The organism is Actinomadura roseirufa (assembly GCF_900659635.1).
Classification (GTDB): domain Bacteria; phylum Actinomycetota; class Actinomycetes; order Streptosporangiales; family Streptosporangiaceae; genus Spirillospora; species Spirillospora roseirufa.
In genome coordinates, this window is record NZ_CAACVB010000033.1 from 1 (window position 1) to 25,894 (window position 25,894).

Here is a 25,894-nt window from a genome sequence, read left to right on the forward strand (position 1 = left end):
GTGTACACCGTCGGTGATCAATCCGTTATCGGTGTTTCCGCTGGTCAGAGGACCAGGTGGGCAGGGGCGGGGTCGAACCGCCGACCTTCCGCTTTTCAGGCGGACGCTCGTACCGACTGAGCTACCTGCCCAGGACGCGCGTCGGCGCGTCTGGCGGTCCTGACGGGATTTGAACCCGCGGCCTCCACCTTGACAGGGTGGCGAGCACTCCTAGCTGCTCCACAGGACCTTGCTGCTCCGAGCCTAGCGGCTCCGGAGTGGTGTCCCCGCCGGGCTTCCCCGGTCCTTGGCGACGTCCGAGAGCATACGCGATGCCCGAGGACGGCGCCAACTCGTTAGTGCGGGTTCGAGGCGAGGGCGCGGGGGAGGAGGCGGTAACGGAGAGGTACCGGGGCGATACCGATCGGGGGCGGGTTCGTCCCCGATGGGGGAGGTGTTTCGCATTTGGGGGGCAGGTTCCTAGTCTGACCCGGGTCAGCGCCGTCCCGCACGGGGCGGTGGAGAGGCGAGAGAGGCCGAGGCGCATGGTCGAAAAGCTCCCAGACCAGGCAGCGGGGGATTACCAGCGAGAGCTGGGCACACGCCAGATCCAGATGCTGGCGATCGGCGGGACGATCGGGACGGGCTTGTTCCTCGGCGCGGGCGAGAACATCGCCAAGGCCGGGCCGGGGCTGATCCTGACGTACGCCGTCGCCGGGTTCATGTTGTTCTTCGTGATGCGGGCGTTGGGCGAGCTGCTCACGTACCGGCATACGGAGGGAGGGTTCGCGGGGTACGCGCGGGAGTTCCTGGGGCCGTTCTGGGGATACGCCACGACGTGGACTTACTGGATCATCTGGGTGACGACCGGCATGGCGGAACTGACCGCGGCCGGCAAGTACGTCCAGAAGTGGTGGCCGGGGGTCGAGCAGTGGCAGACGGCGCTGGTCGCGCTGGTGGTGCTGTTCGTGGTGAACCTGATCTCGGTGAAGCTCTTCGGGGAGCTCGAGTTCTGGTTCGCGATGATCAAGGTCGCGGCGATCGTGATGATGATCCTCGTGGGGATCGGGGTGCTGCTGTTCGGGTTCAGCGACGCCGGGAAGACGGCGGAGGTATCGAACCTGTGGTCGCACGGCGGGTTCTTCCCCGAGGGGGCCAGCCCGGTCGTGATGACGTTGCAGATGGTGATGTTCGCCTATCTGGGCGTCGAGCTGGTGGGTGTGACGGCGAGCGAGGCGAAGGAGCCGGAGAAGAACATCCCGCGGGCGATCAACGCGCTGCCGGTGCGGTTCGGGCTGTTCTACCTGGGGTCGCTGCTGGTGATCCTGTCGGTGGTGCCGTGGACGGAGTTCAAGGGCGGCGCGAGCCCGTTCGTGCTGGCGTTCGACAAGATCGGCATTCCGGGCGGAGGGGACATCGTCAACTTCGTGGTGCTGACGGCGGCGCTGTCGTCGTGCAACGCGGGCGGGCTGTACTCGACGTCGCGGATGCTGCGGACGGCCGGTGTGAACGGGGACGGGCCGAAGGCGCTGGCCCGGCTGAGCGGACGGGGCGTCCCGGCGCTCACGGTGGTCATCTCCGCGCTGGTCATGGGGATCGGCGTCGTGGTGAACGCGGTGGTGCCGGACAAGGCGTTCGAGTACATCACGTCGGTGTCGACGGGTGGGGCGATCCTGGTGTGGACGGTCATCCTGGTGGCGCACATGGCGTACCGGCGGCGGGTGGCGGCGGGTGAGCTGCCGAAGGCGGCGTACCGGATGCCGTGGGCGCCGTACACGAACTGGATGGTGCTGGCGTTCTTCGTGTTCGTCACGGTGACGATCGCGTGGGAGGCCGACACCCGGATCGCGTTGTACGTGATGGCGGGCTGGCTGGTGCTGGTCCTGGCGGGCTGGCCGGTGGTGCGGGCCGCGTCGCGGCGGGCTCCGGCGGCGCCGGTGACTCCGGCGGAGGAGGGCGCGAGCGCGTGACCCGGTGGGGCGCCCCGAGGTTCGGGGCGTCCCGCCGCCGTCACGTATCGTCACTCTTTGTACATGATCAGCTACCGGGTCGTCACCCTTGCGTCACCGGACGGAATCAGTGTGGGCGTGACATCGTCCAGCTCCCGTGGGGTGAACATGTTCCGACGGTACGGTCTCGCGCTCGCCGCGGTCGTGGCCTCGACGACGATCATCGGGTCCGTGGCGGACGCCGCGGCGGATCCGGACCCGGTCGCCCAGGGTCTCTCCTTCCTCGACGCTCCCGCCCCGCGCCCGGCCCAGCAGACGGCCGAGGCGCTCAGCGCCAGGGTCGCCGACGTCGCGCATCGGGGCGCGTCGGCGGCCGCTCCCGAGAACACGCTGGCCGCGTTCCGGTCGGCCAAGGCCAAGCACGCGGACGTCTTCGAACTGGACGTCCAGGAGACCAGGGACCACAAGCTGGTGGTCCTGCACGACTCCACGCTCGCCCGGACGACCAATGCCGAGAGAGTGTATCCGGGCCACGGACCCTGGAAGGTCTCCGGTCTTACTCTGGCTCAGGTCCGCAAGCTGGACGCGGGCTCCTGGTTCTCTGCGAAGTACAAGGGCGAGCGGGTGCCCACGCTGGCCGAGGTGTTGACGGCGATGGGCGGCAGCGGGCTCGGCCTGCTGCTGGAGATCAAGAACCCCGCCTCCTATCCGGGGATCGAGCGCCGGATCGCGGCGGAGCTGAAGCGCCACCCGTCGTGGCTGCGCCGGGACTCGCGGCAGCGCCGGCTGGTCGTCCAGTCGTTCGACTGGGCCTCGGTGCGGCGGTTCCACTCGGTGCTGCCGGCGGTGCCGACGGCCCTGCTCGGCACGCCCGCCGCCGGCGACCTGCCGGAGCTGGCCCGGTTCGCCGACCAGATCAACCCGCCCTATAAGGGGCTGACGGCGTCCTATGTGAAGAAGGTGCACGCGGCGCACATGTCGGTACAGACGTGGACGCTGAACGACCGTGCCCGCATGCGCAGGGCGATCGGCCTCGGGGTGGACGGGATCATCACGAACAAGCCGGACGTGCTGTACGGCGTGCTGAAGGCGTCCTGAGGCCGTCTCAGGGCGGGGGGAGCAGGGCGCGGAAGCGTGACGTCAGGGCCTGCGCGGCGGGGCTGCGCGGGCCCTCGGCGCGCCAGGCGAGCGCGATCCTGGCGTGCAGCCGGGGGCGGACGATCGGCATGACGTGCAGTTCGCCGGAGTGGAACCGGGCGGCGGAGGCGGGCAGGATCGCGACGCCCAGCCCGTGCGCGGCGAGCTGGGCCAGGACGGGCGGTCCCCCGGCCTCGAACGCGACGCGGGGCCGCAGCCCGGCGGCCGCGCACGCCTCGTCCAGGAGGGTGCGCATCCCGGCGCCCTTCGGCAGGCTGACGAGGTCCCGCGCGGCGAGGGACCGGAGCGTGATCGTGGGGCGGCCGGCGAGGGGGTCGTCCGGCGCGACGGCGGCGTAGAGGTTCTCCTCGATGACGACCTGCGTCCGCAGGCCCTCCGGCGGGGTGTCGCCGAGGCTGAGGAAGGCGAGGTCGACGTCCCCGTCGCGCAGCGCGCCGATGAGGGTGACGGTGTCCCGCTGGGCGACCGTGATCTCCACGTCCGGATGGTCGCGGTGGAACGCGGCGATCATGCCGGGCAGGTCGAGGAGCTCGATCCAGTCGATGATGCCGACGGTGACGTGCCCGCGCAGCAGGCCGGTCAGCTCGTCCACGGCCAGCCGGGCGCCCTCGACGGCGGCGAGCGCGGCCCGCGCGTAGGGCAGCACGGCCGCGCCGACCTCGGTCAGCCGGACGGTGCGTCCGGAGCGGTCGAGGAGCGGCTGGCCGAGCTCGCGTTCGAGCTGGCGGATCTGCGCGCTGACGCCCGGCTGGGCCACGTGCAGCCGGGCCGCGGCCTTGGTGAAGCCGGCCTCCTCCGTCACCGCCACGAAGTACTCAAGCTGGCGCAGCTCCATAATCGGGGATGCTAACAGTGGGTGGTTCCAGCGCCCGGAGTTCTGCGGATCCGGTCCGGCCGGACCGCGCCAAGGGCACCGGCCCCGATCTCTCGCGGACGGCGTCTTCGCAGGTCAGCGAATGGAACCGGGTGGTGCCGGTGGACCATTTCTTTGACCTCTCTTGGCCGGGGCCCTCCCGTTCTCAGGACTGTTTCCGGTCTGGCGGGTGATGACCTCACCTGCGGGAGGTCGGGTGAACGGACGGCGCACATGGTCCATACGGGTGCGGATGACCGTCGTGGCCGCGGCGGTCACCGTCACGGTGTGTGCGGTCCTGGCCGTGCTGATCGTCGTGGGCGCGCGGAGCCGGACCGCCGACCACCGGCGGGATCGGGCCACCTCGGCCGCGCTGGAGCTGGTGTACCAGCTCAAGGGGAACCGGGCGCCGCGCGAGCCACTGGCGCCGCGGGGGATCGGCCTGCAGGTCGTGGACGCGGGGCGGCGGCCCGTCGCCGCGACGCGGGCGCTGCTCGGCAAGGGGCCGATCGCCTCGTTCATGCCGGCCAAGGGGGACGTGTACGCCGACCGGGTGCTCTGCCCGCCGGAAGGCCTCAGGGGCTGCCACTCGATCGTCGCGTTCCGGGTGTACCACCCGGGCGGGGACTGGACGGTCTACTCCGCCTCCAAGACCACGCCCTGGTACGTCAGCTCCAGCCTGGTCACGTTCCTCGCCGGTACCTCGCTGCTGGTGGTGCTGCTGGCGTCCCTGCGGACCTGGCGGACGGTGGACCGGACCCTCGCGCCGGTGGACGCGATCCGCGCCGAGCTGACCGAGATCACCGCGCGGCGGTCGGGGCACCGGGTGCCGGTGCCGGAGAACCGGGACGAGATCCGCCGGCTGGCCGAGGCCGCGAACGCCACGCTCGACCGGCTGGACGCGGCGCTGGAGCGGCAGCGCAGCTTCACCTCCGACGCCTCGCACGACCTGCGCAGCCCGATCGCCGCCGCGCGCGCCCAGCTGGAGGAGGCGCTGATGTACCCGGCGGAGGTGGACTGGCCGCAGACGGGCCGGTCGGTGCTGCAGAGCCTCGACCGGCTGCAGGCGATCGTGACGGACCTGCTGGAGCTGGCCCGTCTGGACGCGGGGAAGTGGAACGACAGCGAGACCATCGATCTCGCGGCGATGGTCACCATCGAGCTGGCGCGGACCGAGCGGAGCAAGCGGGTCGTGACGCACCTGCGGGACGGCGTGAGCGTGCGCGGTGACCGGCTGCGGCTCGTCCGGCTGCTGACGAACCTGCTCGACAACGCCGAGCGGCACGCGGAGACGCGGATCGACATCATGGTGCGGCAGGAGGACGGCATGGCGGTGCTGGAGGTGCGCGACGACGGCGCCGGCATCGCCGAGGCGGACCGGGAGATCGTGTTCCAGCGCTTCGCGCGGCTGCCGGCGGGGCGGGCGAAGGACGCGAGCGGCACGGGGCTCGGCCTGCCCATCGCGCGTGAGATCGCCCGCTCGCACGGCGGCGACCTCACGCTGGAGGACAGCGACGGCGGCGCGCGATTCGTCATGCGCATCCCGATGGACGGCCGTGCCGGGAAATGAAGAACCCCGCGGCACGGCGCGGGGTCGGCCGATGGGACGGGGCCCGGCCGGGTCGGGGCAACCGGTCCGAGGCGGGCCCGCGCGAGGAACGGGCCGCGGGCGATCGGTGGCGGTCAGGGAGGGGACGCGCCCAGCAGGTGCATCCAGCCGTGGACGTCGGTGTTCTTGACGCGGCAGTGCACCGGTTCGTAGTCGGCGGCGTCCACGTAGCCGGGGCTGTGCGCGATGACGGACTCGTAGACGAAGGACGAGGCGATGAACCCGAGGTCGGCGCCGGTCGCGGCCAGCCGCTCCTTCAGGACGCGGGCGTCCAGCAGCCGGGCGGCCTGGATGACGGGCCAGCCCGCCACGCCCTCGGTGTCGGGCGTCACCGGGCCGACGTGCAGCGCGAGCCGGAGCTGGATGCGCACGGCCCGGCTGGAGCGGCGGTTGTGGCGGCGCAGCAGCGCGGCGAGGCGGGCGATGAGCGGGTCGATGACGGCGGTGGTGGGCATCCGGGGCGGGACGACGATGAGGGCGCCGTCGCCGCGGTCCTCGGCGTGGCAGTCGTCCCAGGGGACCTTCGACTCCTCGAACGCCTCGCGCAGGAACCGGTACATGGCGGCGCGCATTTCGAGCCGGTCGTCGTCGTCGCGGTGGACGGTGTCGCTGAACCCGGCGATGTCGGTGAACATGATCGTGCAGTTCTGGCCCGCCCAGGACGGCGTGGCCGGGACGGTGGGCGCGGTCGGCTCCAGAGACGCCATGCCCGGACCGGCGCCGGACGGGGTGACGGCGATCGGCTGCGCGGCCATGGCCTGAGCCGTGACATGGGCCGTGGGATGCACACCATGGGCGGACGGGCCGTTCTGGCACACCGCAGGGGGATGCCATCCGTGCGGATACGTCGCGTAGGGGACGGCCGCGCAGAAATGCGGGGCGTGCGGATAAGACGAGCAGAGATTGGGTCCGAACGGGTTCGCTGCATAGTGGGGCGCGGTCGCGTACCGCTGCGGGGGACCGTACTGCGCGGCCGGGCCGTACGGATGCGTCACCTGGTAGGGCCCAGCGCCATAGGAGACGGGGCCATAGGAGACGGTGCCAAGGGACGCGGCTCCGTGGGCCTGCTGTGACGGCGCCGCGTGCCCCTCGGTCATCCGCTTGTACATCTCCTGCTCCAGCACGCCCAGGACACGTGGATGGTCGGTCAGGTATGCGGCGAACTCCCGCGTGGTCATGCGCAGGGCATGGACGTCGTCGATGGCGACGACGGTCGCCGACCGCTGCCGCAGCAGCAGGGCGGCGCGTTCGCCGATGATGTCGCCCGGACCCCGGAGGGCGATGATGCGCTCGTCGCCCTCCTGCTCGACGCACACCCTGATCCAGCCGGAGCGGATCACCAGCAGGTGGTCGGCGGTCTGGCCTTCGTGCCAGAGGACATCGCCAAGGGGGAAGACGGCCTCGCTGGCGGAGACGGTGAGGTCGGTCCGCTCCAGCGGGGTGAGGGCCTGCCAGAATCCGCGTCCCGTGGAGGCGGCCGCCTGGTGGCCGTTTCCGGCCGCCCACGCGGCGTGACGGAAGGTGCCGGCCTCCCGGTCGCCGTGCGCGGGGGTTCCGGTGCCCGCCCAGGCCGGGCGGGCGGCGACGCCCGGTACGACGGCCTCGGGCTCGGCCGGCCCGTCCTGGGGCGCCTGGGCGGGAACCGCCGGTGCCGCGGGCTCGGCGCCTCGCGGTTCCGGAACCGCGGGGACGGCGGCGTCCGCCGTGAGCGGCGCGGGCTGGTCGGGGTCGCCCCGGTGGTCGGGGTCGTGCCGATGGTCACGTTCGGCCATCACCGCACCCCCCTCATGCCCGGACGGAGGTCTGCGGATGGAAGCGAGGGACGGTTCTGCTGACTTGACTCCATGACGAGTACCCCAAGCCTTGAAAGCGCGCCTCCGGTGCCGCGGGCGGAGGGACGACGCCTCGAGTGCCCACTCGAGATCCGTCCGCCGGTGTGACCGAAGTCGCATCACCTATAGCCCCTGCCGCGTGATCGCGGTTAGACTGGGTGAGTCCGCAGGGAGCGTTTTGCCTGGTCAGCACGGGTGTCTCTGCGTTTTCGCAGCGCAGCCCGTGGCCCGGCGCTCGTTTCTCGCGGTCCCCAGAGTCGCTCACGCTTTCCGCCGGTCGTCCTGGCCGCCAAACCGGGATCGGCGGGAGGTGGGAGCGACTCTCATTGTGTCCGAAGTGTGGATTCCGGTTACCTCCTGATCGGCCCCCGCCGTGCCGAGGGATGCTGCGGGGTGCCGGGGCCGGACGTCAGGTGAACACCGCCCCCGTACTGTCCGGTACTCACCCTGTGTGAGGAAAATCGTCGCTTCGAGCTCGCAGACCGTCCTATGGCTCTGTGAAGCCTGCTAATCTGCTACCTAGCACGCTACAACATAGTTCGCCGACATGCAGCACACTGCCAGCTCCAGTTGTGAATTCCAGCGACGTGACGGGGCGGGGACCGTGGAATCGGGGTCCGGCGGCCCGGGCACATCACGGAGTGCCGTCATGTACTCCGCCATGTCGCCGGATGCCAGCTGGCAGACGGGCTGCTGGCAATGACGACATAGGGTGAGCGATTCAGATGACAAGTGACCAGGGCCCCATCGTCCAGAGCGCGCTGCTGCGCACCGAGCTCGTCCGGCTCCGCAAGGAGAAAGGGATGACGCAGGAGCAGGTGGCGGGCACGCTCGAATGGTCCCCGTCGAAGCTCATCAGGGTCGAGGGGGGCAAGAACTCGATCACCCGCACCGATCTCCAGGCCCTGCTGAGGGTGTACGACGTCGTCTCGGAGAGCCGCCAGGAGAAGCTGCAGGCGCTCGCCCGCGGGGCGCGCGAGCCCGCCTGGTGGCAGGCGTACCGGGGCGAGTTCGACGACTCCTTCCTCGCGTTCGTGGGGTACGCCGCCGGCGCGTCCTACATCCGGCACTTCCACGGGACCGTGGTCCCGGGCCTGCTGCAGACGGAGCAGTACGCGCAGGTGCTCTCCACCGGCATGGTCTCCCCGCAGCAGCAGGCGTTCGGTGTGAAGCTGCGGATGCAGCGCCAGCAGGAGCTCGCCAAGCGCGAGAACCCGCCGCGGCAGCACTACATCCTCGACGAGGCGGTCATCCGCCGGCACGTCGGCATCAAGATCGACCCGGCGATCATGCCCGACCAGCTCCGGCGCATCGCCGACGCCGCCGACGGAGACGAGCACGTGACCGTCCGCGTGATCCCGTTCAAGGTGGGCGCCCATCTCGGCCTGCTCGGCCCGTTCACGCTGCTGGAGTTCGACGGCGCCTTGGACGACGTCCTCTACCTGGAGGGACGGTCGGGCGCCAACGCCATGATCAACGACGACGAGCGGGTCGCCGAGTACCGCGACAGCTTCGAGATCCTGCTGGACGAGGCCCTGCCGCCCGAGAAGTCGGTCGCGCTGATCCGGCAGGCCGCCGAGGACCTGATGGAGTGACCCGGCCGGCCCAGTGACCTGGCCGTTGACCCGGCGGGCCGAGCCGGCGCAGCGGCCCGCCCCGCGGCCGGCGCCCGTGTTCGCGAGCGGAGGTGACGCCCACCGACAGACCCACAAGGCGAGTCGCCGTCATAGCACGCACAGTGATCTTGTGTTCCCTTGTAGGCGGGATAAGTGAAACCGTTTACACTCGTGATCGGGAAAATTTCCACAAGGTCGTGGTTCGTTGTGCCCGGCTCGGCTCTCGCCGGCGGGTTCTTCTTGCCCGATCGGCCGGCGAGACGCACCCGCCCGCAACGGATGGAGGGTTGCAGATGGTCAATCGGTCGGATCGGGGCGCGGTACTGAACTGGCGCAAGGGCAGCCGCAGTCACTCGGGCAACGAGTGCGTGGAGGTGGCGGCCGCGGGGACGGCGGTGCTGGTCCGCGACTCGCGGGATCACTCCGCCGGCATGCTCGCACTCGATTCCACCCAGTGGCGCGTGCTGATGCGCGCCATCCGGAACGGAGACCTGGACGGCCGCTGAGTCGCGCGGCGCATTCACCTCGTCCCCGCCATGAAATTGTCAGAGAACGCGCGATGAATGATGCGTTTTCGGCGACTTGTGACAATGAGGGAACGCGGGGGGACAGACCCGCCCTCGCCCGTCATGGAAACGCCCCGATCCGTGACGGGCGGAAGGACCGGCGACACCCGGCCCACCGACCCGCCCCCCGCGACACCCCGCCTCCCTCCCCGCCCCAAGACGCCGCGCCCACCCACCAAGCCCCCACGCCCAAGATCGCGCTCGCACCCGCGATGCCCCCCTGCCTGCGCCGCCGTCCCTGCCCGCGCCGGCGGTTGTGTCGGTGATGGTGGCCCTGGTCGCGTCGCCTGTCGCGTGCTTGCCTACGCTGGAACCGTGGCCGATCACGCTCGCCGGCTGGACGCCGCGCTTCCCGGGGTGTTCCGCACCGACCTGACCGCGCGGGCCGCCTACTCCTCCGACGCCTCCCTCTACAGGCGGGTCCCCGCCGCCGTGGCCGAGCCGCGCTCCACCGGGGAGCTCGCGCGGGTCCTGGCGCTGGCCGCCGCGGAGGGGCTGCCGGTGACCGCGCGCGGCGGCGGCACCTCGGTCGCCGGGAACGCGATCGGCTCCGGCGTGGTCGTCGATACCTCCCGGCACCTGAACCGGATCCGGTCCCTCGACCCCGAGGCGCGCACCGCCGTCGTCGAGCCGGGCGCGATCCTGGACGACCTGCGCGCGGCCGCCGCCCCGTACGCGCTGACGTTCGGGCCCGACCCGTCCACCCATGCGCGCTGCACCCTCGGCGGGATGATCGGCAACAACGCGTGCGGGGCGCACAGCGTGGCGTGGGGCACCACGGCCGCGAACGTCGTGGCGCTGCGGGTGCTGCTGCCGGACGGGCGCGAGGTGATCGCAAGGCGCGGGACGTCGGGTGACGGCGCGCTGGACGCGGAGCTGACCCGCATCCGCGACGCGCACCTGGGTCCGCTTCGCACCGAGCTGGGACGATTCGGACGCCAGGTGTCCGGCTATGGGCTGCATCACCTGCTGCCCGAGAACGGCTTCGACGTCGCGAAGGCCCTCGTCGGCTCCGAGGGGACGTGCGGATTCGTCACCGAGGCCACCGTCCGGCTCGTGCCCCTCCCGAAGGCGCGCGCGCTGGTCGTGCTGGGGTTCGCGGACGTGTTCGACGCGGCGGAGGCGGCGCCGGTCGCCGTCCGGGCGGGCGCGTTGACCGTCGAGGGCATGGCCGCGGACCTGCTGGCCGCGCTGCGCTCGCGGCCGGGCCGGGCCGGCGCGGGAGCGGATCTGCCGCCGGGCGGCGGCTGGCTGTACTGCGAGGTCGGCGGCGACTCCGCGACGGCGGCGCGGGACGCCGCGCACACGCTGGCCGGGGCCGTCCAGGCGCGGGTGCCGGGAACGGTCCGCACCGTGGTGGACGACCCGGAACGGATGCGGGCGCTGTGGCGGATCCGCGAGGCCGGCGCCGGGATCGTGACCCGGCTGCCGGACGGCGGCGAGGCGTGGCCGGGCTGGGAGGACTCGGCCGTCCCGCCGGACCGGCTCGCCCCGTACCTGCGCGAGCTCTACGGGCTGATGGAGGCGCACGGGCTGCGCGGCGTGCCGTTCGGGCACTTCGGGGAGGGCTGCCTGCACCTGCGCGTGGACTTCGCGCTGGCCGAGCCGCGCGGCGTCGCGGGGTACCGGGCCTTCATCGAGAGCGCGGCCGGGCTCGTCCTCGCGCACGGCGGAACGGTCTCGGGCGAGCACGGCGACGGGCGCGCCCGGTCGGAGCTGCTCGCGCGGATGTACTCGCCGGACCTGCTGCGCGCGTTCGCGGCCTTCAAGGCGGCCTTCGACCCCGAGCGGCGAATGAACCCCGGCGTCATCGTCGACCCCGAGCCGCTGGACCTCGGGATACGTCCGGGTCCGGGGCGCGAGGCTCTGGCCGTCACGCCCGTCCACGCGCTGTCGCGGGACGGCGGTTCGCTCGCCGCGGCCGTGCACCGGTGCGTGGGCATCGGCGCGTGCCGCACCCTGGACACCGGGTCCATGTGCCCGTCGTTCAAGGTGACGCAAGACGAGGTGCACTCCACCCGCGGCCGGGCCCGCGTGCTGGCGGAGATGCTGCGGGGCGAGCTTCCGGGTGGGTGGCGGTCGCGGGAGGCGCGCGACGCGCTCGACCTGTGCCTGTCGTGCAAGGCGTGCGCGAGCGAATGTCCAGTGAATGTCGACATGGCGACTTATAAAGCGGAATTCCTCTCCCGGCACTATGCCGGACGGCGCCGCCCGATGGCGCACTACTCGCTGGGCTGGCTGCCGCTGTGGTCGCGTCTCGGTACCGCCGTCCCCAGGGCGTCCCGGCTGGTCAACGCGGTGCTGGCGCGGAAACCCCTCGCGGCGGCGGTGAAGCGCGCGGCGGGCGTCGAGCCGCGCCGCCCGATGATCCGCTTCGCGGACCGGACGCTGCGCCGCACGCTCCGCTCCGGGCGCTCCGGGCGCTCCGGGCGGGGTGGGGCGCGGTACGGGCGTGCCGGGACGGTCGTGCTCTGGCCGGACACCTTCACCGAGCACCACGCGCCCGAGGCGGGCCTGGCGGCGGTCGAGGTCCTGGACGCGCTCGGGTACCGGGTGCTCGTCCCGCCGGGCCGCGTGTGCTGCGGGCTGACCTGGCACTCCACCGGCCAGCTCGGCACCGCGCGGCGCGTCCTGCGGCGCACCCTCGCCGTGCTGCGGCCGGCGCTCGACGCGGGGTTCCCGATCGTCGGGCTCGAACCGTCCTGCACGGTGATGCTGCGGGACGAGGCGCCCGAGCTGCTCCCGGACGACCCGGGCGCGGCGCGGCTCGCGGAGCTCACCGTCACGCTGGCCGAGCTGGTCGCCGGGCACGGCGGTGACTGGCCGTTCGGGACGCTGGACGCTCCGGCCGTCGCGCAGCCCCACTGCCACCAGGAGGCGAAGGGCTCCTACGCGCCGGACCTCGCCGTCCTGAAGCGGCTCGGTGTGCGCACCGACGTGGTCGAGGCCGGGTGCTGTGGTCTCGCGGGCGACTTCGGTTACACGCCCGGCCACTGGGAGGTCTCGCAGGGCTGCGCCGAACGCGAGCTGTATCCGAAGGTGCGCGCCGCGGACGGGGCACTGATCCTCGCCGACGGCTTCTCCTGCCGGACACAGATCGAGCAGGGGACGGGGCGGCGCGCGCTCCATCTCGCGCAAGTACTTCAGCGGGCCCTGCCCCGTTCCTCCTAGGCGAGGCGGGAGAAGCGGCGGGCGGCCCAGATCAGGCCGCCCACCGTGAGCGCGGCCATCAGGCCGCATTCGAGAAGCACCGGCGGTTGCCATCCCCCCATGCTCAGCGGCCGGAACAGCCCGGACGGGGCGTCCGGCAGGAAGACGGCGATGGTGCGATGCATGACGTCCACCGCATAGGTCAGCGGGTTGGCCAGCGCCGCCCCCGCCATCCACGCGGGCATCGCGCTCAGCGGGAAGAACGAGCCGGACAGGAACACCAGCGGCGCCATGATGACGGTCAGGACCGTTCCGAAGGTCTGCGGGCGGCGGATGAGGGTGGACAGCAGGACGCTCAGGATGGTCATGGTCAGCGAGATCAGGACCAGCTCGCCCAGCAGCAGCGCGAGCAGGAGGCCGTCGAGCGGGACGCCGACCAGCCCGCCGGTGGTGAGCAGAATGCAACCCTGGCTGGTGGCGACCGTCGTCCCGCCCAGGCACTTGCCGACCAGCAGCGAGCCGCGGCCGGCGGGGCCCGCGAGCATCTCGCGCAGGAACCCGCCCTGCCGGTCCCACATGATCGAGGTGCCGGTGGCGAGCGCGGGGCCCTGCGCGGCCGTCACCAGCGCCCCGGAGAACAGGAAGAGCTGGTAGCCGCCGCCGTTGGCGCCGGGCATCAGGTTCGCCAGGCCGATGCCGAGGATGAACAGGAACACCAGGGGCTGGATCAGGGAGATGGCCGCCCCGAGGTGATCCCGCCTGAAGTGCAGCATCTCGCGCCGCCACACCATCCCCATGGCGCGCAGTTCCGCGCGCGGCCCGCCCCGGCCGGGCTCATGCGCCGGGGCTCGGACCGCGTGGGACGCGGCGGCCGGGACGCCGGTGCGCTCCGGTGCCGCCTCGTCGCGGATCCGGTGCCCGGTGTGGTGCAGGAAGACGTCGTCCAGGGTGGGCGAGGTGACACGCGCCTCGTACACGGGGACGTCGAGCTCGGTGAGCAGCCGGGGCAGCACCCGCGCGCCGTCGGGCACGTGGAAGCACAGGCCCCGGCCGCCACGGGCGACGTCCAGCCCGAGCCGCTCGCCGATCAGCAGCGCCGCCGCCGCGTCGTCGCCGGTGCGCAGGTCCACCCGGTCGGCGCCGAGCACCGACTTGAGCTCGGCCGGGGCGCCCTGCACGACGATCCGGCCCGCGTCGATGATCGCGATGCGGTCGCAGTGCTCGGCCTCTTCGAGATGGTGCGTGGTCAGGAAGAGGGTGACCGCCTCGTTCCGGCACACGTGCCGCAGGTGGTGCCAGACCTGGGCGCGCGCGTTCGGGTCGAGCCCGATGGTCGGCTCGTCCAGGAAAAGGATCTGCGGACGGTGCAGCAGCGCGCGGGCGATCTCCAGGCGGCGGCGCATGCCGCCGGAGAAGGTGTGCACCATCCGGTCGCGGCAGGCGGTCAGCCCGACCAGCGCGAGCGTCTCCTCGATCCTCGCCGGGACCCGCGCGGCCGGGACGTTGTACAGGTCGGCGTGGAACCGGAGGTTCTCGGCCGCGGTCAGCCGGTCGTCCAGGGTGGACTCCTGGAAGATCAGCCCGATCCGGCGGCGCGCCGCCGCGGCGTCCGTGCGCGTGTCGTGGCCGGCGATCTCGACCCGGCCGGACGTGGGCACCGCCAGCGTGCACAGCATCGCGATCGTGGTGGTCTTGCCCGCCCCGTTGGGCCCGAGGAAGCCGAAGCTCTCGCCGGGCGCGATCGTGAGGTCGACCCCGGCCACCGCGTCCGCGCTCGCGCCGGGGTACCGCTTGCGCAGGCCGGTCGCCGTGATCGCGGGCGTCGTCCGGGTGGGCTCGGCGGGCGTGGTGGCGGTGCCCGGCCGGACGCTCACGACCGTCCCGCGAGGGCGTCGGCCCAGGTGTCGGGGACGGCGCAGCCGAAGCTCCACCGGTGCCGTGTCGTCGGGTTGACGATGCAGTGCCAGAACAGGCGCTCGGGGTCCTGCTCGACCTTGAAGAACCGCGCCATCCTGGGCCGCTCCGGCAAGGTGACAAGTTCGCGGGTCTCGGGGTGCTGGTACCGGAAGAAGGAGGTGTGCTCGGGGTCGGAGAAGTCCTCGTCGACGTCGATCAGGTACATCCGCCAGCCGGGCTGGTCCTCGTTGGTGTGCCACAACCGGTAGCTCGACGGCGGGTACCACATGCTGCCGGACAGCCTGACCTCTCCGCCGAAGACCTTCTCCAGCGCGGTGACCAGCCGTGCCTTGGCCGCGTAGTAGGCGTCGTAGCCCTCGTGGTCGACGTGGTCGTCCAGGTTGATGAGGTGGAAGTCGCGCCTGTGCCCCGGGTCCGCCGGGGCGCCCGGCGCGGTCCGCCACGCCTGGTACTCCGCGCTGCCCGGGGCCAGCGAGGTGGAGTGCAGGTCCTCCGCGCGGAACCGGTCGTCGAAACGCCCGAGGTCGACCGTGGACGGCTTGATCTTCAACGCGGGCAGCTCGGCGATGACGTCGGCGAATCCGGGGAGCCGGTCCATGTCGTACTCGTAGTGGTAGAACGCCGCGGGCTCGGCCGCGGGCGGCGCCGGCCGCACCGCGAGCTCCGGCGCCGCCGCGGCGAGGTCCGGCGCTGCGGACGCGACCGCCAGATCCCGGCCGTCGAAGAGGTAACCGTGCACCCGGCCGAGGCGGATCATCTCCGGGACCGCGGTCATGGCCTTCATCTGCTGCCTGATCCGGGTGTCGGCGAGGGCGGCCCGCAGGAAGGCGCTACAGGACTCGACGGACATGGTTCAGATCACTCCTCGGGTGGAGACCGGGCGGTGGGTCCAGGAGCAGCGCCGAGGGGACCCGCTCCGGATGGGCCAGTCGCAGGAAATGCATCCCGAAACCGGACAGGCCGAGCATCAGCCCGGGGAAGAAGCCCTGGGCGGACGCGAGCGGGGCGTCCTCGATGTTGCGCCACTGCGCCTGTACCTGGACGTTGGCCTCGAGACGGAACGCCGGCTCGTCCGCGAGCAGCGCGAACCGCAGGAACAGTTCGGCGTTCCCCGACCGGCCGTGGCACAGGGAGTCGTTCATCAGGCGCGGGAAGTTGCGCATCGTCGCCGTCAGCGCCTGTCTCGCCTCGGTCAACAGCGCGTCGTCGTCCTTGCCGAGCAGGGCCCAGCTCTGGACGCGGCTCAGCCCGATCCCCGCGCTGCCGTTGCACCAGGCGTTGGCGTAGTGGCGTCCCTGCCAGAGCGTGCCGCCGGGGAACTCGCGCAGGTCGTACCAGTCCCGCGCGCTCTGGTCGAAGTGGAGGGACTCGTAGGCGAAGGCCCGCCGCCCGGCCGAGACGTACTCGGGACGGTCGGTGAGCCGGCCCAGCGCGATCAGTGCCCAGCCGACACCGCCCGCCCCGTGCGACAGCCCGGTCAGGTTGGCCCCGGCGGCGCCGAGGTCGGAGCCGGGCCAGGAGAGCGCGTCGCCGACGGCCTCCGCGCGGCGCAGCAGATGCGCCGCGCACCGGTGCGCCTGCTCCAGGCCCCGGCCGTCCGCGGCCTCGGCCAGCCCGATCAGCACCGGGATGAGCCCGGCCACGCCGTGGAAGACGTCCAGGTGATCGTCGCGGTCGATGCGCCCGGTCAGCTCGTCGCTCAGGTCGAGGGCGCGGTCGAGCAGCGCGCGCTCGCCCCACAGGCGGTACAGGTGCGTGAGGATGTAGATCATGCCGCCGAGCCCGCTGAAGGCGCCGATGCGCCCGCGGTCGACCGTGGCGGTGGCGTGCTCCAGCGCCCGCCGCGCGGCCGTGTGGAAGCCCGGCGACGGAGCGAGGGCGTCGAGGTAGGCCAGGAACAGGGCGATGCCGCCCGAGCCGTTGTAGAGGTCGGCCTCGATGTCGACCTCCTTCCGCCCGGTGCGGGTGATCATGAAGGAGGTCCACGGGGCGGGCGCGTCCGGCTCGCGGAGCATCGCGCAGAGCAGTTCCCCGAGCCCGGCGGCCTGCTCGACGCACGTGGCGGCGAAGTCGGCGCTGGTGACATCGCCGCCGGACAACCCGGCGGCGATGTACTGGCGCTGCTGGGCGCGGTTCTGGGAGGACAGCCCCCTGATCCGGGAGGCGGCGTGGGCGAGCGGGCTCGTCTCCAGATCCGCCTCGACTTCGGACTCGTGGTCGTGGACGAGCCCGGTAGCGCCCGCCTCCACGGTGAACAGCGGGATGTCCAGGCGCCACATCGACGACAGCTCCCACTCGGGAAGGGCCGCGTCCTGGTCCCACTTGCGCGGGAAGGTGCGCACGGCGGCGAACAGCAGGTCGGCCTCCAGCGGTTCCAGCAGGCACCGGGGATGCTGGGCCGCCGCGATCAGCTGCGTGTAGACCTGGGTGCTCCAGTTGATGAAACGGACCTTCGCGCCGGCGAAGTTCTCGGTGACGCAGGCGATCGCCGCGTCGGGCCGTTCCTGGAACCATCGGTACACCCGGTCGAAGCCCGAGCCGATGGCGTCGGCGAAGTCCTCGGCGTGCGTCAGATCCGCGCCGATGAACACCCGGTTGGCGGCCCCCGGGTCGACGCGCACCCCTTCGCGGTAGGTGACGTACGACTCGAACGACTGCCGCCGGTCGACCTGCGGTACCGACATCGGCATCTCGTAACCGCCGCCGCCGGTGTACCCGCTGAGCCGCATCTCGCCCTCGGGCGCCGCGCCGCTCCTCGGCCACTCGATCATGCCGGTCTTGAAGACCGAGTCCATCAGGGTGCCCGACGGGCGGGGGTACCCCTTGGGCAGGGTCCCGAGGACGGTCTCGCAGTCGCAGATGAAGGCGTGACCGTCGGCGACGAGGACGTTCTCGAAGTGCAGGTCGCCGCCGCCGAGCACGTAGAAGATCGCCAGGTAGCCGCCGAGCTCGGCGTAGACGTGCTCGGCCTGCTCACGGGAGGCGACCCGGTTGCGTCCCGGCGGGATCAGCGCCTCGTAGCCGTAGCCGTCCTTGGGCAGCACGGCCCGCTCGGCGTAACCGAGGACGCCGTCGTCGCGCAGCCGTGCCAGCAGCCCCTGGAAACCGGCCTCGCCCTCCAGGCCGCGGGGCTTGTAGACCACGGACTCGTGCGCGCCGTCCGCGAGCTCGACGCCGACGATCGCGACGCTGCGGCCTCCGGCGTGGTGGTCGGAGCGGCCGAGCCGCGCGGTGCGCACCGCCGTGACGGGCCGCTCGAAGAACGTCCCGGACACCTCGGCGGCGTCGTCCCGGAGCCGGGTGATCATCTCGGTGCCGTGCTCGGCGAGCAGCGCCGTGCCCTGGGAGAGCCAGCGGCCCAGGAGCGGGAAGTCCATGTAGAAGCGGTGGTAGGCGGTGGCGTCGGCGAACGTCTTGTCGAGATAGGCGCGGTAGTCCTCGCGGGTCGCGGTCGCCGGGTCGATGTCGTGGACGTGGCAGTACACCCTCGCGTCGGTCTCCACCGCCCAGGCCAGCGCCAGCTCGAACCGGTCGAGCAGGTGGATCTGGAAGTCGGTGATCAGCCGGGGGTCGACGCGGACCGCGGCCGCGGCCCCGTCGTCGAGCACGCCGGCCAGCCGGCGGCCGAGGACGATCAGGAAGGGCTCGCAGGCGATGGCGAGCCGGCCGTAGTAGACGTCGTCCTCGTACCAGTCCGCCCCCGCGGACGCGTCGCCCGCGTGGTCCAGCCCGTCCAGCGCGTCCTGGTAGACGGGCAGCCAGTCGCCGTGAAGATCGGTCAGGATCCGGCCCAGTGGGCTGTCGGGGGTGGTGAGGCCGCTCTGGTGCTCAAGGTAGGTCTGCAGGACTTCGCCCAGCGACTCGCCGGTTGCCCGCCGTGGGCCGGTCTCGGTGCCGGTCTTGGCGTCCAGCTTGGCGGCCAGCCGGGCGATCCGCCAGACGTCGAAGTCCGCCGGCGGCTTCGCGACGTCGGGCGGGCCGAGGGCGGACACGATCTCGATCCGTTCGGACAGGGTGGCGGCCCTGGCCGCGAGGTGCACGGGATGGGTCGGCGTCACGCGGGCGGGCTCCTCGGCTGCGACTCGGCTGTGTCTCGGGGGGTCTCGCGGGTCTGGGGGTCTCGGACGGGGGTCTCGGGGTCTCGGGCGGGGGTCTCGCGGGTGCGGGGGTCTCGGGGAGGTTGTCTCGGCTGTGCCGAAAAGGCGGGTGATGGGCCGATGGCTTCGGCCCATCCGTGGTTCCGCTCGCCCGGCGAGGGGCCGGGGCTCTCCGGCTGGGCCGTCCTAGTTCTTCGTGCTTCCGTCGCACGCGAAGGTGAACGGGCCGGAGCTACAGGTCGACGCGCAGGCGTAGGCGTCGACGGCCGCGATGCCCTCGGTCCAGTAGCCCAGGGACGCGCGGTCCTGCTGGGCCACCGTGGCGGGGACGGCGGTGGCGGGCACGCCGAGGCGTCCCTGCCTCGTGAGGAGCTCGGCGCGGAAGTCCGCGTCGGCGGTGGCGTGGCGGAGAATGGTGCTCGGTGACATTGTTCCTCCTGATCTGGTGGTTTTCACTCGACCGTCTGGGGAGCGAGTCTGATGCCGAGCCGTCGCTCGGCGTTCTGCAGTTCTTTGACGGCGGTGTCCATGGCGGGTTTGTCGTTCTGCCAGTCGATCAACTCTCTTTCCTCGGCGGATATGCCGACCCGGGTCCAGAAGAACTCGAGCCAGGTCTTGGTGGCCTGAGGATGAAGGTCGCGGATCGGCTCGATGTCGGCCGGAAACTCGTCATTGCGGACATCGAGGGCGAGCTTGAGCATCTCGCGCATCTTCCCGTCCGGCGGCAGTACCGAGCACAGGACCATCAGGCTCTGAATCTGGCGGACGGTCTCGATGCCCTTGTGCTTCGTCAGGTCGCTGAGCGGCTTCGGGCCGGATCTCAAGGCTCACCCTCCTGGTGTTTCGTGCTCGACCGGCTCGTGCTTTGCGTCGAGGTCGAAGAATCGGCTCGGCGAAGTTCTGGGAGCAGACGTCGCCGAACCATTTGTAGCCGGACATTCACTCGTGGTGACCATAGCAAAAAGGTATGGGGCGGGCAATTGATCAAAAGTAGGCGGCTCAATCGGTTAAGTCCGGCAAAGGGTGACATCTCAATGACCGATAAGAACAGTGCGCCCTGTTTTGTAGGGACGCCATGTGTACGCGAGCGGTGGATTTCTGTTCCGTTGCGGACAGTGCTTATCGGCGTCACGGCAACTACGCCGCGGTGGGGTGCCCGGCGTGGCCCGGGGCGCGTCCAGAGACCCTGAGCCGCCCCTGAGCGCACCCTGATCCTGCCCTGAGAACCCTGTCACCAGCGCAAGGACCGCCCTAGCGTGATCTGCGGTCCCAGGGGGGCGATTCGGTCCCATGGGGCCGGTAACGCCCGCGAAGGGTGAATCCCGGTACGACTCCCATTACGGAAAGGACTTTTGCATGCTGCGCAAGCACAGGCCGGCCGCCTGGGGGGCGGTGGCCGTCGCGGGCCTCGCCCTCGCCGGAACGGTCGCGCCGGTGGCGCCCGCGGCCGCGGCGCCCGCGCCGTCCCCGATCACATGGACGTCCTGCGGGGACGACGGCAAGGCGGAGTGTGCGACGCTTCGGCTGCCGGTCGACTGGACGCACCCGGAAGGCCCCACGTTCGGCCTCGCCATCGCCCGCCGCAAGGCCACCGACCAGCAGTCCCGGATCGGGACGCTCGTGTTCGGCCCCGGTGGTCCCGGCGACTCGGGCGTACAGCGGGTGACCAGGCTGCAAGGCGGCATCGACCGGTTCGGTGAGCGGATCCGGCAGCGCTTCGACATCGTCAGCTTCGACCCTCGCGGAATCGGTGGCAGCAACCCGGTGACCTGCGATGCCGCGCTCCTCAACCCGCCGCCGTCACCCCAGATGACGAGCGAGGAGGACTTTGAGAAGACCCTCGACCACAACGAGCGGCTACGGAACGACTGCCGCTCCCGTACCGGCCCCATCTACGACCACGCTGACACTCTCAGCACCGTCCGGGACGTGGACGCGATCCGCGCCGCGTTGGGCGAGACCCAACTCACGTTCCACGGCAGCTCGTACGGCACCCTGCTGGGCGAGATGTACGCCGAGACGTACCCGAAGCGGATCCGAGCCATGGTTCTGGAGAGCGTCGTCGACCATAGTCAGCGCGACGCCAAGTCGTTCCTCAATACCAACCTGACCGCCGCACAGGACTCCTTCGACCAGTTCGTCGCATGGTGCGCCAAGAACAAGGAGTGCGCTCTCTACGGCCAGGATGTCCGCGCCATCTGGCGTGACCTCCGAGCCCGCGCAGCACGCGGAGAGCTGCCGGGTACACCAGAGCTTGCCCTCGTACAGACCGCGTACAAGGCGTTCTACGGCCCTGACTGGGCGAAGCTGGCCCAGAAGCTCGCGGACCTGAACAAGACCAGCCCGAACAAGACCAGCCCCAACACGAGCGGGCCGTCCGCCACCTCCACCAGCCCGGCGCCCACTACGGCGACCGACAGCTTCACCGCGCAGTTCTGCTCCGACTGGGGCCTGCCCGTCCGGAACTACGACGAGTACGCGCGGCTCATGCGCCGCGCCGCGAAGGTCGCGCCGGACATGACCTACTCACGTCCCGTACTGGCTCTTTCGAGCTGCCTGGGGTGGCCACAGCCCGTCCGCAACCCGCAGCACAAGCTGCGCGTCCGGGGCAGCGCCCCGATCCTGCTGGCGAACGCCGTGCACGACCCCGCGTCGTCCTACGCGTGGGCGACGAACGTGGCCCGTCAGCTAGGCCGGACGGGAACGCTCCTCACCTATGAGGGGGCCGGCCACGGCAGCTACAACCGCGGCCCCTGCATGCAGGACACGATCGACCGTTACCTGATCTCGCTGGAGCGTCCCGCCCAGGGCACCCGCTGCCCCGCGGCCTGACACCCACTCCCCGGGCGGCCCGGCCCACTTCCGGGCCGCACCGGTCGGGGTCAGACACGGAACGCGTCGGCATGCGCCTCGGCCCACTGCCGGAAGGTGCGCGGGGCCTCGCCGGTGACGTCCCGCACCGTGGAGCGCACCACCGACTCGTCGAGCGTGCCCCGCACGTAGAAGTCGAAGAACGCGTCGACGTACTCGGCGGGCATGGCCGCGCTCATCTCCGCGTGCGCCTCGGCGTCGGGCTGCGCCTCGAACCGCAGGTCCCGGCCGAGCACGTCGGCGAGGACGGCGACCTGGTCGGCCGGCAGCAGCGGCTCCGGCCCGGTCGGGGAGTGGATCCGCCCCTCGTGCCCGGCGTCGAGCAGGGCCCGCGCCGCGACGGCGGCGATGTCGTAGGGGTCGACGACGGCGATGCGGACGCCCGCGAACGGCAGCCGGAGCGTGTCCCCCGCGCGCATCTTCGGCAGCCAGCGCAGCGTGTTCGACATGAACGCGCACGGTCGCAGGATCGTCCAGGGCAGCCCCGAGTCCCGGACCGCGCGCTCCGACGCGGCCATGTAGCGGCTCACCGCGTTGCTCATGTCGCCGCTGCCTGCCGAGCCGCCCGACAGCAGGACGACGCGGCCGACGCCGGCGCGGCGCGCCTCGTCCAATATGCCTGGCATGTCGCGGTAGCCGGGCAGCAGGAACAGGCCGCTCGCGCCCTTCAGCGCCGGGGCGAGCGACGCCGGGTCGTTCAGGTCGCCCGTGACGTGCTCGACCCCCGGCACGGCCCGCCCCGGGACGGCGCGGACGAGCGCTCGCACCGGCTCCCCGGCACCGGCGAGGACGCCGGTGAGCTCCGACCCGATGTTGCCCGTGGCACCCGTGACCAGGATCATCTGTCCTCCATCGCTATTTACGGAACTCTCACCAGGGGAGGGGACGGCCGTCGCGGAAGAACCCCCCGGTCGGGCCGTCGTCGGGCAGGGTCGCCGCCCACACCACGCCCGTCGCGCCCTCGGCGACGGGCCGTCCGCCGGGCCCGCCCATGTCGGTGGCGACCCAGCCCGGGCAGACGGCGTTGACGAGCACGCCGTCGGCGCGCAGCTCCGCGGCGAGCATCCGCGTCAGCGCGTTGAGCGCGACCTTCGAGGCCGTGTAAGCGGGCGTGCCGCCGCCCATGTTCGTCAGCGAGGCCGCCTCGCTGGAGACGTTGACGATCCGCGGGTGCCGGCTCCGGCGCAGCGCGGGCAGCAGCGCCTGCGTGAGCCGCCAGGGCCCGTACAGGTTGGTCTCGGCCGTGTCCCGGACGACGCCGAGGTCGGCGTTGGACGCCCGCTGCCAGGTGTCGTAGGTGTGGGCCGCGTTGTTGACCAGCACGTCCAGGCGTCCCACCTGCGCGGCGAGGCGCTCGACGTCGGCGGCCGACGTCACGTCCAGTTGCACGGGCGTGGCGCCGGCGGCCGCCGCGGCGCGCTCGGCGGCCTCCGCCGACCGCGCGCCGAGCAGCACCTCATGGCCGTGTGCGGCCAACTGCCGGCAGACCTCCAGCCCGATGCCCCGGTTGCCGCCCGTCACCAGCGAGATCGTCACGCCGCCCTCCTCTTGCCCTGACCTGCATGATCGCGTGGTGTGGCGGCGGAGGTCCAATACCCGGCCTGATAGCCGGCCGCTATTCAAACTTGCGCCCGGCGGCGCGCGCCGGATGATCCCGGATGCGGATTCGTCCACCGCCGGCCGGGCGGAGGGGCATTACCCTCGGGCGGGTGGATGTACATCTGCGCGACCTCCGGTACTTCGTGGCGATCGCCGAGGAGCTCAGCTTCACCCGCGCCGCCGAGCGGCTGTTCATCTCCCAGCCCGCGCTCAGCAAGCAGCTCAAGCAGCTGGAGGAACTCCTGCGGGTGCGGCTGGTCATCCGGGACCGGCGCACCGTCGCGCTGACCGAGGCGGGCCGCGCCCTGCTGCCGCGGGCCCGTGACCTGCTCCAGGCCTGGGACGAGACCCAGCGGACCGTCAGCGACGCCGCCGCGGCGGAGGCGTCCGTCCTCACGGTCGGGCTGTCCACGAGCGTTGGACGCGGCCTGCTCGCGGACCTGCGCGCGGGCTTCGCCGAGCGCCGTCCCACCTGGACCGTCCGGATCCGCCAGGTCAACTGGGACGACCCCACCGCCGGGCTTGCCGAGGGCGAGGTCGACGTCGCGTTCGTGTGGCTGCCGATCCCGCGGCAGGAGGCGTTCACATTCCAGGTGGTCGCCGAGGAACCCCGCTGGGTCGCCGTCCGCGACGACCATCCGCTGGCCGGCCGCGAGACCGTCGCGTTCGACGAGCTGCTGGACGAGCCGTTCCTCGCCCTACCCGAGGAGGCGGGCCCGCTCCGCGACTTCTGGCTCGGCCTGGACGAACGCGGCGGCCGTCCCGCCCGGATCGGCGCCACCGTCGCCAACGCCGACGAGACGTTCGCGGCCCTGGAGGACGGCAGCGGCGTCGTCCTGATGGCGTCCGGGAACGCCGCGATCTACCGCCGTCCGGGCATCACCGCGATCCCCGTCACCGGCCTGTCCCCGAGCCGCCTCGCCCTCGCCTGGCGAACCGGCGACCACCGCAGCGCGATCCGAGACCTCCTCTCCGCCCTGCTCCCCGACCCCCGCCCCCGCACCCCGTCCCCAGCCACCCCCTGACCGCGCTTCCGCCCTTCCGTCAAACCGGTCCGCCCCGTCGACCCACCCGGCAACGGACCACACTGCTCGCCTCCACCCCCTGCCCCGCCCGGCCGCCCGCAGGGCACGTAGGCGACTTGGCCACGGTCGCGAGCCAACCCACCGCCCAGGCCGCCTGGAGGAGGAAACATCGTGACCGGCCACACTGCTCGCCTTCACGCCCTGCCCGGACCGGCTGCTGGCTGGTCGTGCCGGACGCCGGGAACGTCGACTGCTTGGCCACGCGTCGCGAGCCGCCGCCCGGGCCGCCTGGAGGGAGACATCGCGACCGGCCGCACTGCTCGGTTTCGTGCCCTGCGCCGTCCGGCTGCGCGCTGATCCTGGACGCCGGAAGCGTCGGTGGCTTGGTCACGTGTCGCGAGCTGGGTCGCGGCCCGGGTTGCCTGGAGGTGGAAGACATCGCGATCGACCGTGCTGCTCCGCTTCGCGCCCTGCATTGTCTGGGGGCGATCCGCTCATCCCGCTGCCCGGGCCGCTTGGAGGTGAGGGAGGCATCGTGACCGGCCGTGCTGCTCGGCTTGGCGCCGTGCCTCGTCGGGCTTCCCGCTGTTCTTGCCGAACGCTGGGAGCGTCGGTGGCTTGGCCACGCGTCCCCGACCGGGTCGCCCGGGTGGGTCGCTTGGAGGTGGGAGGAGGCATCGCGACGGGCCGTGCTGCTCGGCTTGGCACCCTGCGCCGTCTGGCTGTCCGCTGTTCCTGTCGGACGCTGGGAGCGTCGGTGGGTTGGTCAGGTGTCGAGGGTGGGGGGCGCTGCCCGGTCCATCTGGCGATGGGTGCTGGTGGGTGTTGCGATCTGCGCTGCGTGGGCGGGGCGCTGATCCTGCCGGATGTTGGCAGCTCCCTGGTTGTCCGGGAGGGCGGCTTGCTCGCGTCCTACCCGACTGGGGCGCACTTGGTCGTGGCTCGCGGACGGTCGGTATCGGCCTGTTCTGTGCCCTCCTCTCGGGTCCGTTCCGCGTTTGGGAGTTCGGGTCAGCGCACGTTGTGGGGGCGGAACTGGATGCTGATCCGCGGGCCGGCGGGGCGCGTGCTCTTGGGGATCGCGTGCTCCCAGGTGCGCTGGCAGCTGCCGCCCATCACGATGAGGTCGCCGTGGCCCAGTTCACGGCGGAGCGTCGGCCCTCCGCTCCGGGGACGCAGCAGCAGCGGCCGCGGCTCGCCGACCGACAGGATCGCGACCATCGTGTCCTGCGTGGCACCGCGGCCGTGCCGGTCGCCGTGCCAGGAGACGCTGTCTCGGCCGTCGCGGTAGAGGCACAGGCCCGCGGTGACGAACGGCTCGCCCAGTTCGGCGGCGTAGTGCGCGTTGAGAGCCGCCCGCGCCTCGTCCAGGACGGGGTCGGGCAGTGTCTCGCCCTCCTTGTAGAACGCGAGCAGGCGCGGGACGTCCACGACGCGGTCGTACATGCGGCGGCTCTCCGCCCGCCAGGGGACGGTGGTGAGGAGCCGTTCGAACAGTGCGTCCGCCCCGGGCATCCAGCCGGGGAGGACGTCGATCCACGCGCCGTGCGCCAGCCGTGTCCGCCGCATGCCGTCGAGGGGCCGCGGCGCGGTCTCGTCAGTGAGGTCCAGCAGCGACCCCTGGAAAGCGCTGGTCATGCCCCCATTGTACTCACCGGGTCAAACATGTGTTC

18 protein-coding genes and 2 tRNA genes are annotated in these 25,894 nt (G+C 72.0%); 8 read left to right on the forward strand and 12 right to left on the reverse strand.

Annotation, left to right across the window (positions count from 1 at the left end; genetic code table 11):
* Positions 1-57: 57 nt before the first annotated feature.
* Positions 58-131: transfer RNA gene (locus E1291_RS10245), tRNA-Phe, on the reverse strand.
* Positions 132-151: 20 nt separating this feature from the next.
* A tRNA-Asp gene (locus E1291_RS10250) sits at positions 152-229 on the reverse strand.
* Positions 230-524: 295 nt separating this feature from the next.
* Between E1291_RS10250 and E1291_RS10255 the strand changes: the two genes are divergently transcribed.
* Both E1291_RS10255 and E1291_RS10260 read left to right on the forward strand, forming a co-directional pair.
* Positions 525-1,949: an amino acid permease gene (locus tag E1291_RS10255; RefSeq protein WP_131737511.1), complete on the forward strand. Its 1,425-nt coding sequence runs from the start codon at positions 525-527 to the stop codon at positions 1,947-1,949.
* A gap of 147 nt (positions 1,950-2,096) precedes the next feature.
* Entirely contained in the window at positions 2,097-3,026 is a 930-nt protein-coding gene (locus tag E1291_RS10260; protein WP_131737512.1) for a glycerophosphodiester phosphodiesterase, read from the forward strand.
* Positions 3,027-3,033: 7 nt separating this feature from the next.
* On the opposite strand, the gene E1291_RS10265 is transcribed toward E1291_RS10260, so the two are convergent.
* On the reverse strand, positions 3,034-3,921 hold the full coding sequence (locus E1291_RS10265; RefSeq protein ID WP_131737513.1) for a LysR family transcriptional regulator: 888 nt from the start codon (positions 3,919-3,921) through the stop codon (positions 3,034-3,036).
* Positions 3,922-4,192: 271 nt separating this feature from the next.
* Here E1291_RS10265 and E1291_RS10270 point away from each other — a divergent pair, with 271 nt between their 5' ends.
* Positions 4,193-5,509 carry a sensor histidine kinase gene (locus E1291_RS10270; RefSeq protein WP_131737514.1) on the forward strand — a complete coding sequence of 439 codons (1,317 nt, stop codon included), beginning with the start codon at positions 4,193-4,195 and terminating at the stop codon, positions 5,507-5,509.
* Positions 5,510-5,622: 113 nt separating this feature from the next.
* Here E1291_RS10270 and E1291_RS10275 read toward each other — a convergent pair whose 3' ends face one another.
* Positions 5,623-7,320 carry a cyclic nucleotide-binding domain-containing protein gene (locus tag E1291_RS10275; protein ID WP_131737515.1) on the reverse strand — a complete coding sequence of 566 codons (1,698 nt, stop codon included), beginning with the start codon at positions 7,318-7,320 and terminating at the stop codon, positions 5,623-5,625.
* 785 nt (positions 7,321-8,105) lie between these two features.
* Between E1291_RS10275 and E1291_RS10280 the strand changes: the two genes are divergently transcribed.
* The 3 genes from E1291_RS10280 to E1291_RS10290 all read left to right on the forward strand — a co-directional run bounded on the left by E1291_RS10280 (position 8,106) and on the right by E1291_RS10290 (position 12,733).
* Entirely contained in the window at positions 8,106-8,975 is an 870-nt protein-coding gene (locus E1291_RS10280; protein ID WP_131737516.1) for a helix-turn-helix domain-containing protein, read from the forward strand.
* Positions 8,976-9,289: 314 nt separating this feature from the next.
* Positions 9,290-9,502, forward strand: coding sequence for a DUF397 domain-containing protein (locus E1291_RS10285; RefSeq protein WP_131737517.1), 213 nt, complete (start codon positions 9,290-9,292; stop codon positions 9,500-9,502).
* A gap of 375 nt (positions 9,503-9,877) precedes the next feature.
* A complete protein-coding gene (locus tag E1291_RS10290; RefSeq protein ID WP_207400660.1) occupies positions 9,878-12,733 on the forward strand; it encodes an FAD-binding and (Fe-S)-binding domain-containing protein in 2,856 nt (951 codons plus the stop codon).
* Here E1291_RS10290 and E1291_RS44910 read toward each other — a convergent pair.
* From E1291_RS44910 to E1291_RS10320, 5 genes are all read right to left on the reverse strand, one after another.
* On the reverse strand, positions 12,730-14,586 hold the full coding sequence (locus tag E1291_RS44910; protein ID WP_306434456.1) for an ATP-binding cassette domain-containing protein: 1,857 nt from the start codon (positions 14,584-14,586) through the stop codon (positions 12,730-12,732). The two genes, E1291_RS10290 and E1291_RS44910, sit on opposite strands and share 4 nt — an antisense overlap.
* On the reverse strand, positions 14,583-15,479 hold the full coding sequence (locus E1291_RS10305; RefSeq protein WP_131737518.1) for a Nif11-like leader peptide family natural product precursor: 897 nt from the start codon (positions 15,477-15,479) through the stop codon (positions 14,583-14,585). Before E1291_RS10305 ends, E1291_RS44910 begins: the two co-directional genes overlap by 4 nt.
* On the reverse strand, positions 15,460-18,687 hold the full coding sequence (locus E1291_RS10310) for a type 2 lanthipeptide synthetase LanM family protein (protein ID WP_131737519.1): 3,228 nt from the start codon (positions 18,685-18,687) through the stop codon (positions 15,460-15,462). The genes E1291_RS10305 and E1291_RS10310 overlap by 20 nt, the downstream gene beginning before the upstream one ends.
* Before the next feature lie 225 nt (positions 18,688-18,912).
* Positions 18,913-19,155, reverse strand: coding sequence for a cinnamycin family lantibiotic (locus tag E1291_RS10315; protein WP_131737520.1), 243 nt, complete (start codon positions 19,153-19,155; stop codon positions 18,913-18,915).
* A gap of 23 nt (positions 19,156-19,178) precedes the next feature.
* Positions 19,179-19,550 carry a DurN family substrate-assisted peptide maturase gene (locus tag E1291_RS10320; protein ID WP_131737521.1) on the reverse strand — a complete coding sequence of 124 codons (372 nt, stop codon included), beginning with the start codon at positions 19,548-19,550 and terminating at the stop codon, positions 19,179-19,181.
* A gap of 532 nt (positions 19,551-20,082) precedes the next feature.
* Here E1291_RS10320 and E1291_RS10325 point away from each other — a divergent pair.
* Positions 20,083-21,558: an alpha/beta hydrolase gene (locus tag E1291_RS10325; RefSeq protein WP_131737522.1), complete on the forward strand. Its 1,476-nt coding sequence runs from the start codon at positions 20,083-20,085 to the stop codon at positions 21,556-21,558.
* 50 nt (positions 21,559-21,608) lie between these two features.
* Here E1291_RS10325 and E1291_RS10330 read toward each other — a convergent pair whose 3' ends face one another.
* Entirely contained in the window at positions 21,609-22,439 is an 831-nt protein-coding gene (locus E1291_RS10330) for an NmrA family NAD(P)-binding protein (protein ID WP_131737523.1), read from the reverse strand.
* A gap of 28 nt (positions 22,440-22,467) precedes the next feature.
* Positions 22,468-23,133, reverse strand: a complete 666-nt coding sequence (locus E1291_RS10335; RefSeq protein ID WP_131737524.1) for an SDR family NAD(P)-dependent oxidoreductase — start codon at positions 23,131-23,133, stop codon at positions 22,468-22,470.
* A gap of 173 nt (positions 23,134-23,306) precedes the next feature.
* On the opposite strand from E1291_RS10335, the gene E1291_RS10340 reads away from it, so the two are divergent.
* Positions 23,307-24,221, forward strand: coding sequence for a LysR family transcriptional regulator (locus E1291_RS10340; protein ID WP_131737525.1), 915 nt, complete (start codon positions 23,307-23,309; stop codon positions 24,219-24,221).
* Positions 24,222-25,232: 1,011 nt separating this feature from the next.
* Here the strand turns inward: E1291_RS10340 and E1291_RS10345 are convergent.
* Positions 25,233-25,859 (reverse strand): alpha-ketoglutarate-dependent dioxygenase AlkB, encoded by a 627-nt coding sequence (locus E1291_RS10345; protein WP_131737526.1) that lies wholly within the window; start codon positions 25,857-25,859, stop codon positions 25,233-25,235.
* Between the last annotated feature and the right edge of the window lie 35 nt (positions 25,860-25,894).